The organism is Deinococcus sp. JMULE3, assembly GCF_013337115.1.
Taxonomy (GTDB): Bacteria; Deinococcota; Deinococci; order Deinococcales; family Deinococcaceae; genus Deinococcus.
This window is the reverse complement of sequence record NZ_SGWE01000004.1, coordinates 1,895,062-1,910,662: the sequence shown is the minus strand read 5'-3', so window position 1 is coordinate 1,910,662 and position 15,601 is coordinate 1,895,062. Positions and strand designations below refer to the sequence as shown.

Below are 15,601 nucleotides of genomic sequence, written 5' to 3'. Positions count from 1 at the left end.
ATGCCCACCCTGGACGCCCTGCTGGCCCTGGACGACCGCTGGAACGCCGCGTACCACCACGGCGACCCAGGTGCCCTGGAAGGCGTCCTGGCCGCCGACTGGCTGGGCTTCCTCCCCGACGGAAGGAGCATCGGCCGCGCCGACCTGATCACGCACTTCCCCACTGACCCGGCCCCCACCCTGATGATCGAACGGCACGCCGCCCGCATCCACGGCCACACGGGCATCACCCGCCTGACCCTCTACGAAGGGCCTCAGCGCATCCAGTCCGTCCTGCGCGTCTACACCCAGATCGAAGGACGCTGGCAGGCGATCAGCGCGCAGGTCGTCCCGTGACGGACTACGAGACCATTCTGGACACGGGTCAGGACGCCTCGCTCGTCGTGGAGGGCGTGATCGACCACGTGCTCCCCTACCCACAGGACGCCGATCCGGCCACCTCTCCCTACTGGACCGTCCTGTTCCGGCGGGGCGTTCAGGCCCGCCCCGACAGCGCGGAGCAGGGGGAACTGATCCTCAGCCGCGCCACGCATCAGGCCATCGACTGGTCGCGAGGCTTCAAGTTCCTGCGCCTCTCCTGCCAGGAGTGGCCCGCACCCGATCCGCTCAGCGGACGTCACACGCTGGGCGAACCGCAGCTGGGTCGGCTGGAACTCGGCCTGGGCGACGTGTGGCATGCCTTCTACCGCTCGGGTGCGCCCGTGACGACGTGGGTGGAGGGTGTGGCGCAGGAGTACGCCTGGAATTACCGCGACCGGGTAGAGGACCTGAACATCGTGAACGACACCCAGGTGTACCTGTACGGCCAGACGAACCACGAGAGCTACCCCCAGGACCCGCGGATTCCGGATCTGAGGAGTCTGGAAGGCCGCACCGTGCGTTTCGGATTCAGTCAGCCGCCCGTTCCCTCCGAGTATCCCGTCCGGGACGCCGGTCACCGCGCCGCCCTGATCGCCGGAGAGGTCGCGCAGGTGGACTGGGGAACGCCCGACCCGTACCGGGCCGGTTGGATTCATTTCACGAATGTCGCGCCCATCCTGGATTCGCTGGTGCTGCCGCCGGGCGTGACGGCGATCACGGGCGTGCCGACGCAGATGAACGCGGCGCTGCTGTCGGGTCAGGTGGATATCGCGAACATCAGCGCGGTGGAGTTCATCCGGAACGCGGACGTGCTGGAGGCCCTGCCGGATTTCAGCGTGGCGGTGCTGGGGCCGGTGTACTCCGTGAACCTGTTCCACACGCGTCCGCTGGAGGACCTGCGGCGGGTGGCACTGACGGCGCAGTCGGCGATGAGCGTGGCGCTGCTGGAGGTGCTGCTGCGCGAACGCGGCCTGAACCCGACGCTGGAACGCGCCGAGGGCGAGGCGGAAACCCTCCTGGCGCAGGGGTTCGACGGGGTGCTGCGGATCGGGGACAGCGCCCTGCGCGAGTGGTACGGCGTGGTCGGCCCACTGACGCCCGAGACGACCATGACCGGCCTCCCGCACGCCGCGCGCGGCATCACCGTCACGGACCTGGCAGAGGAGTGGTTCCGCCTGACCGGGCACCCGTTCACGTTCGCGGTGTGGGCGTACCGCAAGCACAACCCACCCCCAAGCGAACTCGTACAGGCCATGCGCGAAGCGCGCCGCGAAGGGATCGGGCACCTTGCCGCCGTCGCACAGAGGCACGCGCGGAAACTGGGCCTGCCGGAACGCGTCGTGCAGCACTACCTGTGGAACTTCCGCTACCACCTCGAAGCGCCCGACCGCCTGGGCCTGCACGAGTTCGCCGCGAAAGCCGTCCCCGGCCACGCCCCACTGACCTTCGGCCCCCGCCCCGGCGAGGAACGCACGCGGAGCGCAGCGGACTGAAGGGGCAGTGGGTTGTAGGAAGTGGGAAGTGGGGCGGGGCTCTGGGCTGTGAGGGACACCGGGACGGGTGCGGCCCGTCCACCCCCACCCGGCCTCCCCCCTCAAGGGGGAGGAGAAAGAGCAAAAAGAGAAAAAGTCGATCAGCGGTGCGAAGCGTCCCCTCTACCAACTGACCGCTGACTGCCACCGGCCGTCGTGCGCGCAGCGCGCGGGCCTTGCGGGGGGCGGCAGGATGGCGTCGAAGCCGGACACGTCGGCGCCCGACACCAACACGCCACCCCAGTAAAAACTCTTGCCCAGTGCCAACGTAAGCTCCCCCTGCCCCTCTGGGGTAGGGGGCTGGGGGGTGGGGCAGCCCGCCGCAGGCGCCCACCTTCCAGCGAGCACCACCCACCTTGCTTAATCACAGCAAATCCATTTACCATAGAAAGCAGATGCCCCTGACCGACACCGAATCCGCCCTCCTCGCCCTGATCCGCGAGACGCCCCTGGCCACGCCGGAGGAACTGGCGCGCCGCCTGGGGTCCACGCGGGCGTCCGTGAACGTGCACGTGAGCAATCTGGTGAAGAAGGGCGCACTGCTGGGCCGGGGCTACCTGCTGCCCGAGGCGGGCGGGCCGGGCCGCGTGGTGGTGGTGGGCGGCGCGAACGTGGATGTGAAGGCGCGAACCATCCAGACAGCCGTGCCGGGGACGAGTAATCCGGGCGTGTCGGCGCAGGCGCCGGGGGGTGTGGCGCGGAATGTCGCGGAGAATCTGGCGCGGCTGGGCGTGCCCGCGTCGCTGCTGAGTGTGGTGGGCCGGGACGCGCTGGGCGACTGGTTGCTGCGGGAGACGGAGGCGGCGGGCGTGGATGTGCGGGCGGTGCTGCGCGCGCCGGACGTGACGACGGGGACGTACACGGCGGTGCTGGACGCGAGTGGGGAGCTGCTGGTGGCGGTGGCGGCGATGGCGGCGGTGGAGGCCCTGACCCCGGCGGCGTTGCAGGAGCGGCGTGGGGTGCTGCGGGGCGCGGCGTGGGTGGTGGCGGACGGGAACCTGCCGGAGGGGTCGCTCTCTCACTTGCTGTCCCTGGCGGCGGAGGCGGGGGTACCGGTGGTGTTCGAGCCGGTGAGCGTGCCGAAGGCGGCGCGGTTGCGGTCGTCGCTGGCGGCGGGGCTGGTGCCGCAGGTGGTGACGCCGAACGTGCCGGAACTGGGGGCGCTGCTGGGCCGGGATGTGCCGGACGAGCCGGGGGTGCTGCGCGGGGCGGCGGCCGAGTTGCACGCGCAGGGGGTGCGGCTGGTGTGGGTGCGCCGGGGCGCGGCGGGCAGCCTGCTGTCCACGCCGGAGGGCGTCACCGAACTGGCGGCCCTGCCCGCCGAGGTGCGGGACGTGACCGGCGCGGGCGACGCGATGCTCGCGGCGTTCCTGGCGGCGCTCGCGTCGGGCCTGCCACCCGCTGAGGCGGCGCGGCACGGGCACGCGGCGGCGGCGATCACGGTCGAGAGCGACCATGCGGTCTCCCCCACCCTCACCCCGGCGGCCATCCAGGCGCGCCTGACGGGGGCCGCCACGACCGGTTAGCCGCACCGTCCCTCCTCCGTTTCATCCTCTCACCACTCATCATTCCGGGCTGACTGCCCCAGCGAGGTTTCCCATGACTCACGACATCAACCCAACCGTTGCCACCTACCTGGACATTCACCCCGAAGTGGCCGCCGCGCTGGCCGAGGGCCGCGCGGTGGTCGCGCTGGAGAGCACGATCATCAGTCACGGCATGCCGTTCCCGCAGAACGTGGAGATGGCGCGCGGCGTGGAGGACGTCGTGCGCGCGCACGGCGCGGTGCCCGCGACCATCGCGGTGCTGGGTGGCCGCCTGAAGGTGGGCCTCACGCCCGAGGAACTGCACCTCCTGGCGACCGACAAGGGCGTGGAGAAGATCAGCACGCGTGACCTGCCGGTGACGGTGGCGCTCGGGAAGCACGGCGCGACGACGGTGGCGAGCACCATGCGCGTGGCGGCGCTGGCGGGCATCCGCGTGTTCGCCACGGGCGGCACCGGGGGCGTCCACCGCGGCGCGGAGCGCAGCATGGACGTCAGCGCGGATCTGCTGGAGCTGGCGCAGACGGACGTGTGCGTGGTCAGCGCTGGCGTGAAGAGCATCCTGGACATCGGCCTGACGCTGGAGGTCCTCGAAACGCACGGCATTCCGGCGCTGACGCTGGGCAGCGAGGAGTTCCCGGCGTTCTACTCCCGCCAGAGCGGCTTCAAGGCTCCCCTGACGGTCGCCACGCCCGACGAGGCCGCGCGGGTCCTGAAGGCGAAGTGGGATCTGGGCGTGTCGGGCGGCGTGATGCTCGCCAACCCCATCCCCGAGAACGCCGAGATTCCCGCCGAACAGATCACCCCGCAGATCGAGCAGGCGCTGCGTGACATGGACGCCCTGGGCCTGACCGGGAAGGACACCACCCCGTACCTGCTGGGCCGCATGGTCGAGATCACCGGCGGCCGCAGCCTGCAGGCGAACATCGCCCTCGTACGCCACAACGCCATGGTGGCCGCGCAGGTGGCCGTCGCGTACGCACAGCTGGGTTAATGGTTGAAAGTTGATGGTTGATGGACGGGGCGTTCCCCACTCCATCAACCATCAACTTTTCACTATCAACTCTACGCGGGCTGTGCGCTGCCCAGCTTGCGTCCTTCGCCGTGTTCTTCGGCCTGGACGTCGGCGGTGGCGGGGGGGAGTTGTTCGCCGTTGAGGACGCGGGTGAGGCGGTTCATGTCGAGTGCTTTCTCGCTGCGGGCGACGACGAGGGTGGCGACGCCGTTGCCGATGATGTTGGTGATGGCGCGGCCTTCGCTCATGAAGCGGTCGATGCCGAGGATCAGGGCGAGGCCCGCGACGGGGACGGTGCCGAGGGCGGCGAGGGTGCCTGCGAGGACGACGAAGCCGCTGCCGGTGACGCCCGCGGCGCCCTTGCTGGTGAGCAGGAGGATGCCGAGCAGGGCGACTTCCTGCGCGAAAGACAGGTTGGTGTTGGTGGCCTGGGCGATGAACACGGCGGCCATGGTCAGGTAGATGCTGGTGCCGTCGAGGTTGAAGGAGTACCCGGTGGGGACGACGAGGCCGACGACGCTCTTGTTCGCTCCGGCGTGTTCGAGTTTGGCCATGAGGCGCGGCAGGGCGCTCTCGCTGGAGCTGGTGCCGAGCACGAGCAGCAGTTCTTCCCGGATGTAGCGCAGGAACTTCACGAGGCTGAATCCGGCCAGTTTGGCGATGATGTTCAGCAGGACGAACACGAACAGGGCGCAGGTGACGTAGAAGGTGCCCATCAGGTACGCGAGCTGCTGGAGGCTGCCGACGCCGTACTTGCCGATGGTGAAGGCCATCGCGCCGAACGCGCCGATCGGGGCGAGTTTCATGATGAAGCCCAGGATCTGGAACACCATGACGCTGACCGCGTCGATGCCTTTCAGGACGCGCTGGCCCAGGTCGCCCATGCGGATCAGGGCGAAGCCGCTGAGCAGCGCGATGAGCAGCACCTGCAGCAGGTCCCCCTCGGTGAAGGCGCTGACGAAGGTGGTGGGAATGACGTGCAGGATGAAGTCCGCGACGGTCTGCTCGCCGGCGGCGTCGGTGTACTTGGTGATGGCGCTGGTGTCCAGCGTGGCGGGGTTGATGTTCATGCCGCGTCCGGGGCCGACGAGGTTCACGACGACCAGCCCGATCAGCAGGGCGGCGGTGGTGACGACCTCGAAGTACAGCAGGGCCTTGCCGCCGACGCGGCCGATCTTCTTGGTGTCGCGCATGCTGGCGACGCCGCTGACGACGGTGCAGAAGATGATGGGGCCGATGACGACCTTGATCAGTTTGATGAAGCCGTCCCCGAGGGGTTTGAGCCCTTCCCCGACGGTGGGGAAGAAGTGGCCGACGAGCACGCCGATCACGATGGCGATCAGCACCTGCGCGTAGAGACTGCGGAACAGTTTGGGCATGAGGTGTCCTCCGGTGCGCCGACGGTGGGCGCGGATTGGGGGGGCGCGGGGGCGTGCGCCGTGGGGGGTGAGCCTGCGCGGGTGCAGGACCGGGTGGGGGTTGTGGTGCCGCCCAGCATGCGCGCGGCGCGGGACGCCTGTCCCCGGCAGTGCGCGGCGGCGACCGGGTGGGGTGGGGCTGGAGGCCGTCCTGCCGGGCGCGCAGCCCCTGCCTGGGTGGGGTGGGGATTCGTACACCCGGTGAACACAAGGGCCGTGGAGGGTGGTTCATCAATGGTGCGGACAGGTTCATCACTTCAGGGCAGACCAGCGAGAAATACGCAGTGTTGACCCCTCCCCCTTGAGGGGGGAGGCCGGGAGGGGGTGAGCAGGAATGGCGTTACAGAAGACGTTTCAATCGGAGTCCGTATCAGGGGTGGGGGTGGGGCCTACACTGCGGTCACCGTGCCCTCCCGCCTGCCTGCCCCGTCCCGCGTGCCGCCGCTGGCGCGTGAGGTGGCGCTGCCGCACACGCCGCGCCTGCTGCGGGTCGGGCCGAGGTTGTTCCTGACGACGCTGGGCGCGTTCCTGCTGCTGGGCCTGCCGGTGGCGGGGCTGGTCAGTCAGGGCGTGTCGGGCGGCATTCACCGCTCGTTCGCGGAGCGGTCCCTGCGCGAGTCGCGGCTGGTGGCGACCCTCCCGCCGGTCGTGGCGGCCCTGTCGGGGAACGCGGCCGAGCGGGCGAACCTGAACGCCCTGATGAACCGCTACCGGGATCAGCTGGGCGCGGATTACGTGGTGGTCACCGACCGGGACGCGCGGCGGCTGACGCACCCGAACGCGGCGCAGGTGGGGCAGCGCATGCAGGGCGGGGACTTCACGGCGTTCCTGCGGGGCCGGAGCATCACGGAGACGGTGCAGGGCACGCTGGGCCGCTCGGTGCGATCGAAGATACCCATCGTGGACGGTGCGGGGCGGGTGCTGGGCCTGGCGAGCGTGGGCTTCCTGCTGCCCCGGTTGCGGGACGTGTTTCTGGAGGTGCTGCGCGCGGGACTCCCGTGGTACCTGCTGGCGCTGGGGCTGGCTCTGGCGCTGGCGCTGGGGGTGGCGCGGCGCGTGAAGACCGAGATGCTGGGTCTGGAACCCGAGCAGATCGCCGGGGGCCTGCGGCAGTACCGGGCGGTGCTGAACACCCTGGAGGAAGGGGTGCTGGTGGCCCGCGCGGGGCAGGTGTTCGTGATGAACCCCCAGGCCCGCGCGCTGCTGGGCACCCCGGACGCCGCGCTGCCGCTGCCGTGGCCGCCGGGCCTCCCGCTGCCCGTGCCGGGGGCGGGGCCGCTCACGGCGGAGGTCGGGGGCCGCCCGGTGCTGCTGGCCGCGCAGGAGGCCGGAGAGGGCGCGGTGGTGGTCACGCTGCGGGACCTGGCGCGGGTGCGGGCGCTGGCGGACGAGTTGACGCAGTCGCAGCGTTACGCGGAGCTGTTGCGGGCGCAGACGCACGAGTTCACGAACCGCCTGCACACCCTGGCGGGCCTGCTGCACCTGGGCGAGACGCGCGAGGCCCTGGCCCTGATCCACGCGCAGTCCGCGCGGCACGAGGCGCACCTGCAGGCGGTGGGGGCGCTGCGGCACGTGCGGCTCTCGGCGCTGCTGCTGGGCAAGTTCGACCGCGCGGCGGAACGGGGCGTGACCCTCACCCTCGATCCGCTGTCGGCGCTGCCGGGCACGCTGCCGCCGGGGGTGCTGGACCTGCTGGAACTCGCGGCGGGGAACCTGATCGAGAACGCGCTGGAGGCGGCGAGCGGCCCGCCGGACGCCGAGGTGCGGGTGCTGATCGCCACCGACCCGGAAGGCCTGATCCTGGAGGTGCGCGACACGGGCGATGGCGTGCCCCCGGCGCTGGCGGACACCCTGACGGTGCGGGGCGTGAGCAGCAAGGGCGCGGGGCGCGGCGTGGGGCTGGCGCTGGTGTCAGACCGGGCGCAGGCGCTCGGCGCGGCCCTCTCGCACGACCGCGTGCAGGCGGACGGGCGGGACTGGACGCGCTTCACGCTGGACGTGCCCCTCCCCGAGGCCGAAGAATGAGCGGTGTGACCTCTCCCCCACCCCTGCGCGTGCTGATCGTCGAGGACGACCCGCAGATCGCGGCGCTGCACTGGCGGCTGCTGGAGCGCGCCGGGGGCTTCACGGTGCTGGGGCAGGCGGAGTCGCTGCGGGTGGCGCGGGCCATGCTGCGGACCCTGCACCCGGACCTGCTGCTGCTGGACGTGCACCTGCCCGACGGGCGCGGCCTGGACCTGCTGCGCGAGGCGCGCATGAGTGGCGCGCGGGTGGACGCGATCCTGGTCACGGCCGCCAGCGACGCGCCCAGCGTGCAGGACGCGCTGCTGCACGGCGCGGCGGATTACCTCGTGAAACCCGTGACGCCGGGGCGTTTCACGCTGGCGCTGGATCGCGCCCGGGAGCGTGCGGCGCTGTGGGCGCAGGGGGACGTGCGCCAGGGCCACCTGGACGCCCTGTTCGCCCCACCGGCCGCCCCGGACGCCTCGGGGCTGGACGGGGACACGCTGCGCCGCGTGCGCGCCGCCCTGCGCGACCTGGGCGAGGCGAGCGCCGCCGAGCTGGGCACCCGCGTGGGCCTGTCACGCGTGACCGCGTGGCGGTACCTCGAACACCTCGTCGAGACCGGCGAGGCGAGCGTGGGCACCGACGCCCGCACCGGGGGCCGCCCAGCGAAACGCTACCGGCGGGGGTGAGGATGGGTGATGGTCGATGGGTGATAGACCAGCTCTGGCCTCCGCTTCAGCAGAAGCTTCCATCAACCATCAACCGTTCACCATCTCCCCCCTCTGTCCCTGAGCGGGGAACGCGTCACGCTGGGCTTTTCGGGGCGGTGGTACGCTGCGAGACGCTATGGATTCTTACGACGTTCTGGTGATTGGTGGCGGCCCCGCGGGGTACGTGGCGGCGATTCGCGCGGCGCAGCTGGGCTTCAAGACGGCCTGCGTGGACGCCTTCGAGCGGAATGGCAAGGCGTCCCTGGGGGGCACCTGCCTGAACGTGGGCTGCATTCCCAGCAAGGCGATGCTGGACAGCAGCGAGAAGTTCGAGATGCTCCAGCATGACTTCGCCGAGCACGGCATCAACGTGCAGGGCGCGTCCGTGGACGTCGCGCAGATGCTGAAGCGTCAGAGCGGCGTGGTGGACAAGCTGACGGGCGGCGTGGCGTTCCTGTTCCGCAAGAACAAGATCACCAGCATTCACGGCCTGGGCCGCCTCGTGCGCCAGGACGGCGACGGGTGGATCGTGGACGCGGCGGGCACCGAGGTGAAGGCGAAGCACGTGATCGTCGCGACCGGCAGCAGCCCCCGCGCGCTGCCCCTGGCCCCCTTCGGTGGGCACGTCGTGGAGAACAGCGGCGCGCTGAGCTTCACGGAAGTGCCCGGCAAGCTGGGTGTGATCGGCGCGGGCGTGATCGGCCTGGAACTGGGCAGCGTGTGGCGCCGCCTGGGCGCCCAGGTGACGGTGCTGGAGGCCCTGCCGGGCTTCCTGATGGCTGCCGACGACGCGATTGCCAAGGAGGGCCTGAAGCTGTTCCAGAAGCAGGGCCTGGACTTCCACTTCGGCGTGAACATCACCGCCGTCGAGCAGGACGAGACCGGCGTCAGCGTCACCTACACCGAGAAGGATCAGGCGGTCACGGCGCGCTTCGACAAGCTGATCGTGTCCATCGGCCGCGTGCCCCACACCCAGGGCCTCGGGGCCGACGCGGTGGGTCTCGCGCTGGACGAGCGCGGCTTCGTGAAGGTCGATCACCACTACCGCACGAACCTCCCCGGCGTGTACGCCATCGGCGACGTGATCGGCGGCGCCATGCTCGCCCACAAGGCCGAGGAAGAGGGCGTGGCCCTCGCCGAGATGCTGGCCGGGCAGGCCGGGCACGTGAACTACGACGTGATCCCCTGGGTGATCTACACCAGCCCCGAGATCGCCTGGGCCGGCCTGACCGAGAAGCAGGCGAAAGAGAAGGGCCTGAGCATCAAGACCGGGCAGTTCCCGTTCAGCGCGAACGGGCGCGCCCTGGGCCACGGCGACACGCGCGGCTTCGTGAAGATCATCGCCGACGCGCAGACGGACAGGCTGCTGGGCGTGCACATGATCGGTGGTGGCGTCAGCGAACTGATCGGCGAGGTCGTGGCGATCATGGAGTTCGGCGGCAGCAGCGAGGACCTCGCCCGTACCGTCCACGCCCACCCCACCCTGTCTGAAGTCGTCAAGGAGGCCGCCCTGGCCACCGACAAACGCGCGCTGCACATGTAAAAACCGCACTCCGGGCGGGGCGTGACCACCGCGGTCCGCCCCGCCCCTGCCATGCCACGCACGGCACCCGCACACACCGCTTGACGAAATCACGGAAAGCCTGTATCTTTCTGTGCGTGCCGGAAACGGCGCCCCTTGAAAGGCAGGAAGCGAAGGCGCAAGCCGACGACAACTGAAGTGGTGTGGCCCCATCGTCTAACGGTTAGGACACTACCCTTTCAAGGTAGCGATACGGGTTCGAATCCCGTTGGGGTCACCACGAACGCTCGCCTCTGCACCCGCAGAGGCGAGCGCTTTTTGCATACCAATCGCTTTTTACATACCCCGGGGCCTGACGCCGCGGGGGCCGATGTATGGACCCGGCCCAGATATGAGAAACGCCTCAAGGAAAAATGAGCCAGTGATAGGCTGAGCACAATTCCCGGCTCACGCCCCCGCGCTATAGCTCTCATGGGGACATGCAGCCCACACCACACCCGAGGCACACATGACTGACACACAAACCCGGCCCGCCCTGGAAGACCGCATCCTCAGCCGCGAGGCACGCATCGGCGTGATCGGCCTCGGCTACGTGGGCCTGCCGTTCCTCGTCGAGAAGGCCAAGGTCGGCTTCCACGTCACCGGTTTCGACCGCAGCGCCGCCCGCGCCGAGCAGGTCCGCACCGGGCAGAACTACATCAGCGACGTCAAGGACGAGGAACTGCGCGACGTCGTCCAGCGCGGACTGGTCGACGCCACCACCGACATGACCCGCCTCGCCGACATGGACGTCCTCGTCATCTGCGTCCCCACCCCCCTCGACCAGAACCTCTCCCCCGACCTCAGCTACGTCCGCAGCGTCACCGAACAGATCGCCGCGCACCTGCGCCCCGGACAGCTGATCAGCCTGGAAAGCACCACCTACCCCGGCACCACCGAAGAAATCATGAAACCCATCCTGGAACGCAGTGGGCTCAGAGCCGGACAGGACTTCTACCTGGCGCACTCCCCCGAACGCGTCGACCCGGGCAACAAACGCTACAGCACCAAGAACACCAACAAGGTCGTCGGCGGACACGACCCCGAAAGTCTGCGCGTCGCCGTCACCTTCTACCAGCAGGCCATCGAACACATCGTGCCCGTCAGCAGCGCCAAGGCCGCCGAGATGGTCAAGGTGTACGAGAACACCTTCCGCGCCGTGAACATCGCCCTGGCGAACGAGATCGCCCTGCTGTGCGACCGCATGGGCCTGAACGTCTGGGAAGTCCTCGACGCCGCGTTCACCAAACCCTTCGGGATCATGCCCTTCTACCCCGGCCCCGGCGTCGGCGGGCACTGCATTCCCCTGGACCCGCACTACCTGGAATGGAAAGCCCGCGAGTACAACTTCCAGACGCACTTCATCGCGCTGGCCGGTGAAACCAACCGCAAGATGCCCGAATTCGTCGTCGACAAGGCCGCCCGCGTCCTGAACATGGACCGCAAGGCGCTGAACGGCAGCCGCGTCCTGCTGCTCGGCATGGCCTACAAGGGCGACCTGGACGACTACCGCGAGAGCCCCGCCATCCACATCTACCAGTTGCTCCAGCAGGCGGGCGCCGACGTGCAGTTCCACGACACCTGGACCCCGCACGTCACCGAACACGGCCTCGACGCCCGCAGCGTCGACCTGACCGACGACCTGCTCGACACGGCCGACCTGATCATCATCACCACGCAGCACAGCGACGTCGACTACCAGAACGTCATCAACCGCGCCCAGCGCGTCCTCGACACCCGCAACGCCACCCGGCACCTGACGGGCAAAGACCGCGTGGTGATGCTGTGAGCGCCCCCACCCCCCTGCGGTTCGGCCTGACCGGCGCCAGCGGCTACATCGCCCCGCGCCACATGAAAGCCATCAAGGACACCGGCAACGTCCTGACCGCCGCGCTCGACCCCTTCGACTCGGTCGGCATCATGGACAGCTACTTCCCCAGATGCGAGTTCTACACGCAACCCGAGAAGTTCGAACAGTACCTGCACGCCGCCCGCCGCGCCGGGACCGGCCTGGACTACCTGAGCATCTGCAGCCCCAACCACCTGCACGACCCGCACATCCGCATGGCCCTGCGCGCCGGCGCCGACGCCCTGTGCGAGAAACCCATCGTGCTGCACCCCAGCGACATCGACAGCCTCCAGGACGTCGAACAGGAAACCGGACGGCGCGTCTGGACCATCCTGCAACTCCGCACGCACGCCGCGCTGGTCAAACTGAAAGAACAACTCGACGCCGCAGGCGACCAGGGCCAGAAGGACGTCGACCTGAGTTACGTCACCAGCCGCGGCACCTGGTACCTCCGCTCCTGGAAGGGCCGCGTCGACGAAAGCGGCGGGCTCGCCACCAACATCGGCGTACACTTCTTCGACATGCTCACCTGGCTGTTCGGTGACCTGAAACACGTCGAGGTCCACACCCGCACCGACACCCTCAACAGCGGCTACCTGGAACTCGAACGCGCCCGCGTCCGCTGGATGCTCGCCATCGACGAGAGCTACGTCCCCCAGGACCTCCAGGCCAAAGGACAGCGCACCTACCGCTCCATCACCATCGACGGGCAGGAAATCGAGTTCAGCGAAGGCTTCACGGACCTGCACACCGACGTGTACCGCCGCACCATCGCCGGGAACGGCTTCAGCCTGGAAGACACGCGCGGCGCCATCGAAACCGTCGCCCGCATCCGCACCCTGCCGCTGATCACCCCCACCGCGCAGACCCGCCACCGCCTGCTGCCATGAGCGACACCCAGACCCCCAGCGACTACTACGCCCACCCCACCGCCACCATCGACGACGGCGCCCACATCGGAGCCCGCACCAAGATCTGGCATTACAGCCACGTCAGCCCCCGCGCGCACATCGGCGAAGGCTGCAGTCTCGGGCAGAACGTGTTCGTCGCGCCCGGCGTCACCATCGGCAACGGCGTGAAAATCCAGAACAACGTCAGCATCTACGAAGGCGTCATCCTCGACGACTACGTCTTCTGCGGCCCCAGCATGGTCTTCACGAACGTCCGCACGCCCCGCAGCGAATTTCCACGCAACACCAGCGCCGACTACACCGTCACGCACGTCAAACGCGGCGCCAGCATCGGCGCGAACGCCACCATCGTCACCGGCATCACCCTGCACGAAGGCGCGTTCGTCGCCGCCGGAGCCGTCGTCACCCACGACGTCCCCCCCTACACCATCGTCGCCGGCGTCCCCGCCCGACCCGTCGGGTACATGAGCGCCAGCGGCGACCGCCTGGACTTCACGGACACCGACACCGTCACCGACAGCACCGGCCACACCTACCACAAGGTCAGCGACACCGACATCAGGAGACTCACTTGACCACCCAGACCCACATCCCCATCCTGGACCTCAGCCCCGAAATCAACGAGCTGCGCCCCGAGATCCTCGCCGCCATCAGCCGCGTCCTCGACCGCACCGACTTCATCATGGGCGAAGACGTCCACGCCTTCGAACAGGAAGTCGCCACGTACCTCGGCGTCAAACACGCCATCGGCGTCAACAGCGGCACCGACGCCCTCGTCATCGCCCTGCGCGCCCTGAACATCGGCCCCGGCGACGAAGTCATCACCACCCCCTTCACGTTCTTCGCCACCGCCGAAAGCATCAGCATGGTCGGCGCCACCCCCGTGTTCGTGGACATCGACCCCACCACCATGAACATCGACCCCGACCTGATCGAAGCGGCCATCACCCCCCGCACCCGCGCGATCATGCCCGTCCACCTGTACGGCAACCCCACCGACATGACCCGCATCCAAACAGTCGCCCACAAACACGGCCTGCGCGTCATCGAAGACTGCGCCCAGAGCTTCGGCGCCCGCTGGAACAACCAGCACACCGGCACCATCGGCGACATCGGCGCGTACTCCTTCTTCCCCAGCAAGAACCTCGGCGCGTACGGCGACGGCGGCCTCATCGCCACCAACGACGACACCCTCGCCGACACCGCCCGCATGCTCCGCGTCCACGGCAGCCGCAAGAAATACCACAACGAAACCGTCGGGTACAACAGCCGCCTCGACACCATCCAGGCCGCCATCCTCCGCGTGAAACTCCCCCACATCGAACGCTGGAACACCCACCGCCGCGCCGTCGCCCAGGCGTACAACGACGCCCTGCAGGACATCCCCGGCATCATCACGCCCACCATCACCGACGGGCACGTCTTCCACCAGTACACCATCCGCGTGCAGAACGGCCGCCGCGACGCACTGCAACAACACCTCGCCGCGCACGGCATCGGCACCATGGTCTACTACCCCATCCCCCAGGACCAGCTGCCCATCTACAAGGGCCAGTACCCCACCTACCCCCACAGCGCCCAGGCCGCACAGGAAGCACTGAGTCTGCCCATGGGACATTACATGGAATTTACGGCAGATTATAATATTGCACGCCTTCTTCAATTAGAATGACCATAATATCAAAAATCGCACTTCTTTCATCCGGATCAATTGTCTCACAATTGATTCCACTTGCTTTTACACCACTTTTGACTCGGGTATATTCACCAGAGGATTTTGGGCTTTTTGCAATTTACTTTTCCGCTTCATCACTCATAGCTGTAGGAGGTTCACTGAAGTATGAGCAGGGTATCATACTTTCAAATAACAGAGCTGAAATCAGCGGATTTTACTACACATCCCTTTTAATTGGATTGGCTTCCAGTATTATAGTCAGCGGGCTATTTTATCTGATACCCAACAGGTGGGTAAGTACACCATATGACTTTTTAGTTCTGCTGCTATTCTGCGCATCCTCCATATTTATCCAGTCTCTTACTCTACTCACACTTAAACTAGAAGCAACTAGAGATTTAGCTATCTCAAAAATCGTGCTGACAACAACAACTGTCGCCTTTCAATTTCTCATAGCAGTTAAATTTATCACAATGACAGGCAGCGGTTTGATCTTAGGTGCCATCGTTGGAAATCTTGCCTGCATTCTTTTTTTACTGAAAGTAACAAGTGGCAAACTGCATCCCCTAAAAAGCAACGGGGATCACATAAGAATAATGGAAACAATAAAAAGCCGCACTGAATATCCATTAAAAATACTACCAGCAGCCCTACTCAACTCTGCGTCAACTCAAATCCCCGTTCTCGGGTTTGCCAGTTTATTTGGCACCCACTTTGCGGGGCAATTTGGACTCGCAAACAGAGTAATGAATATTCCATCGGCTTTTATAGGAAGTTCAATTGGGCAAATATATTTACAGCAGATCTCAAAAATAAATCGGATTCAAATCATATCCAGCAACTCACACGAAAGCTCTCAATCCTCCTATTTACTGTGAGTACTCCGCTGGCGTGCTTATTTATGATGTACGGGGGGTCGATTTTTGGTCTTTTTTTCGGGATCGAGTGGCAAGATGCAGGAAGACAGGCGGAAATTCTGACACCCTGGTTTATGGTTGTTTTCATAGCTTCTCCTCTAT

At 67.2% G+C, this 15,601-nt stretch carries 13 protein-coding genes and 1 tRNA gene; 13 read left to right on the top strand and 1 reads right to left on the bottom strand.

Annotated elements, in window-relative coordinates:
- From EXW95_RS12150 to EXW95_RS12135, 4 genes are all read left to right on the top strand, one after another.
- Entirely contained in the window at nt 1–336 is a 336-nt protein-coding gene (locus EXW95_RS12150) for a nuclear transport factor 2 family protein (RefSeq protein WP_174367659.1), read from the top strand.
- A gap of 635 nt (nt 337–971) precedes the next feature.
- Nucleotides 972–1,853, top strand: coding sequence for a menaquinone biosynthesis protein (locus EXW95_RS12145; protein WP_174368960.1), 882 nt, complete (start codon nt 972–974; stop codon nt 1,851–1,853).
- Nucleotides 1,854–2,287: 434 nt separating this feature from the next.
- A complete protein-coding gene (locus tag EXW95_RS12140) occupies nt 2,288–3,418 on the top strand; it encodes a carbohydrate kinase (protein WP_174367658.1) in 1,131 nt (376 codons plus the stop codon).
- 73 nt (nt 3,419–3,491) lie between these two features.
- A complete protein-coding gene (locus tag EXW95_RS12135; protein ID WP_174367657.1) occupies nt 3,492–4,430 on the top strand; it encodes a pseudouridine-5'-phosphate glycosidase in 939 nt (312 codons plus the stop codon).
- Between the two features lie 71 nt (nt 4,431–4,501).
- Here the strand turns inward: EXW95_RS12135 and EXW95_RS12130 are convergent, their stop codons facing one another.
- Nucleotides 4,502–5,830: a dicarboxylate/amino acid:cation symporter gene (locus tag EXW95_RS12130; RefSeq protein ID WP_174367656.1), complete on the bottom strand. Its 1,329-nt coding sequence runs from the start codon at nt 5,828–5,830 to the stop codon at nt 4,502–4,504.
- 444 nt (nt 5,831–6,274) lie between these two features.
- Between EXW95_RS12130 and EXW95_RS12125 the strand changes: the two genes are divergently transcribed.
- From EXW95_RS12125 to EXW95_RS12085, 9 genes are all read left to right on the top strand, one after another.
- Nucleotides 6,275–7,894, top strand: a complete 1,620-nt coding sequence (locus EXW95_RS12125; protein WP_371810039.1) for an ATP-binding protein — start codon at nt 6,275–6,277, stop codon at nt 7,892–7,894.
- Between the two features lie 5 nt (nt 7,895–7,899).
- Nucleotides 7,900–8,565, top strand: a complete 666-nt coding sequence (locus EXW95_RS12120) for a response regulator (protein ID WP_371810038.1) — start codon at nt 7,900–7,902, stop codon at nt 8,563–8,565.
- A 157-nt stretch (nt 8,566–8,722) separates the two neighbouring features.
- The gene (lpdA, locus tag EXW95_RS12115) at nt 8,723–10,129 is read left to right on the top strand and encodes a dihydrolipoyl dehydrogenase (RefSeq protein WP_174367654.1); all 1,407 of its coding nucleotides are present in this window, start codon (nt 8,723–8,725) and stop codon (nt 10,127–10,129) included.
- A 184-nt stretch (nt 10,130–10,313) separates the two neighbouring features.
- Nucleotides 10,314–10,388 (top strand) — tRNA-Glu (locus EXW95_RS12110).
- 228 nt (nt 10,389–10,616) lie between these two features.
- Complete coding sequence (locus EXW95_RS12105) at nt 10,617–11,936, top strand: nucleotide sugar dehydrogenase (protein WP_174367653.1); 1,320 nt, start codon at nt 10,617–10,619, stop codon at nt 11,934–11,936.
- Nucleotides 11,933–12,886, top strand: coding sequence for a Gfo/Idh/MocA family oxidoreductase (locus EXW95_RS12100; protein ID WP_371810037.1), 954 nt, complete (start codon nt 11,933–11,935; stop codon nt 12,884–12,886). The genes EXW95_RS12105 and EXW95_RS12100 overlap by 4 nt, the downstream gene beginning before the upstream one ends.
- The gene (locus EXW95_RS12095) at nt 12,883–13,482 is read left to right on the top strand and encodes an acyltransferase (protein WP_174367652.1); all 600 of its coding nucleotides are present in this window, start codon (nt 12,883–12,885) and stop codon (nt 13,480–13,482) included. Before EXW95_RS12100 ends, EXW95_RS12095 begins: the two co-directional genes overlap by 4 nt.
- Nucleotides 13,479–14,579 (top strand): DegT/DnrJ/EryC1/StrS aminotransferase family protein, encoded by a 1,101-nt coding sequence (locus tag EXW95_RS12090; RefSeq protein ID WP_174367651.1) that lies wholly within the window; start codon nt 13,479–13,481, stop codon nt 14,577–14,579. The genes EXW95_RS12095 and EXW95_RS12090 overlap by 4 nt, the downstream gene beginning before the upstream one ends.
- Complete coding sequence (locus EXW95_RS12085) at nt 14,576–15,460, top strand: oligosaccharide flippase family protein (protein ID WP_174367650.1); 885 nt, start codon at nt 14,576–14,578, stop codon at nt 15,458–15,460. The genes EXW95_RS12090 and EXW95_RS12085 overlap by 4 nt, the downstream gene beginning before the upstream one ends.
- Nucleotides 15,461–15,601 lie beyond the last annotated feature (141 nt).

Excerpts from the sequence above, each read along its gene's own strand:
- EXW95_RS12140 (WP_174367658.1), top strand. The coding sequence starts at position 2,288 with ATGCCCCTGACCGACACCGAATCCGCCCTCCTCGCCCTGATCCGCGAG.
- EXW95_RS12085 (WP_174367650.1), top strand. The coding sequence starts at position 14,576 with ATGACCATAATATCAAAAATCGCACTTCTTTCATCCGGATCAATTGTC.
- EXW95_RS12130 (WP_174367656.1), bottom strand. The coding sequence starts at position 5,830 with ATGCCCAAACTGTTCCGCAGTCTCTACGCGCAGGTGCTGATCGCCATC.
- lpdA (WP_174367654.1), top strand. The coding sequence starts at position 8,723 with ATGGATTCTTACGACGTTCTGGTGATTGGTGGCGGCCCCGCGGGGTAC.
- EXW95_RS12105 (WP_174367653.1), top strand. The coding sequence starts at position 10,617 with ATGACTGACACACAAACCCGGCCCGCCCTGGAAGACCGCATCCTCAGC.
- EXW95_RS12135 (WP_174367657.1), top strand. The coding sequence starts at position 3,492 with ATGACTCACGACATCAACCCAACCGTTGCCACCTACCTGGACATTCAC.
- EXW95_RS12150 (WP_174367659.1), top strand. The coding sequence starts at position 1 with ATGCCCACCCTGGACGCCCTGCTGGCCCTGGACGACCGCTGGAACGCC.
- EXW95_RS12095 (WP_174367652.1), top strand. The coding sequence starts at position 12,883 with ATGAGCGACACCCAGACCCCCAGCGACTACTACGCCCACCCCACCGCC.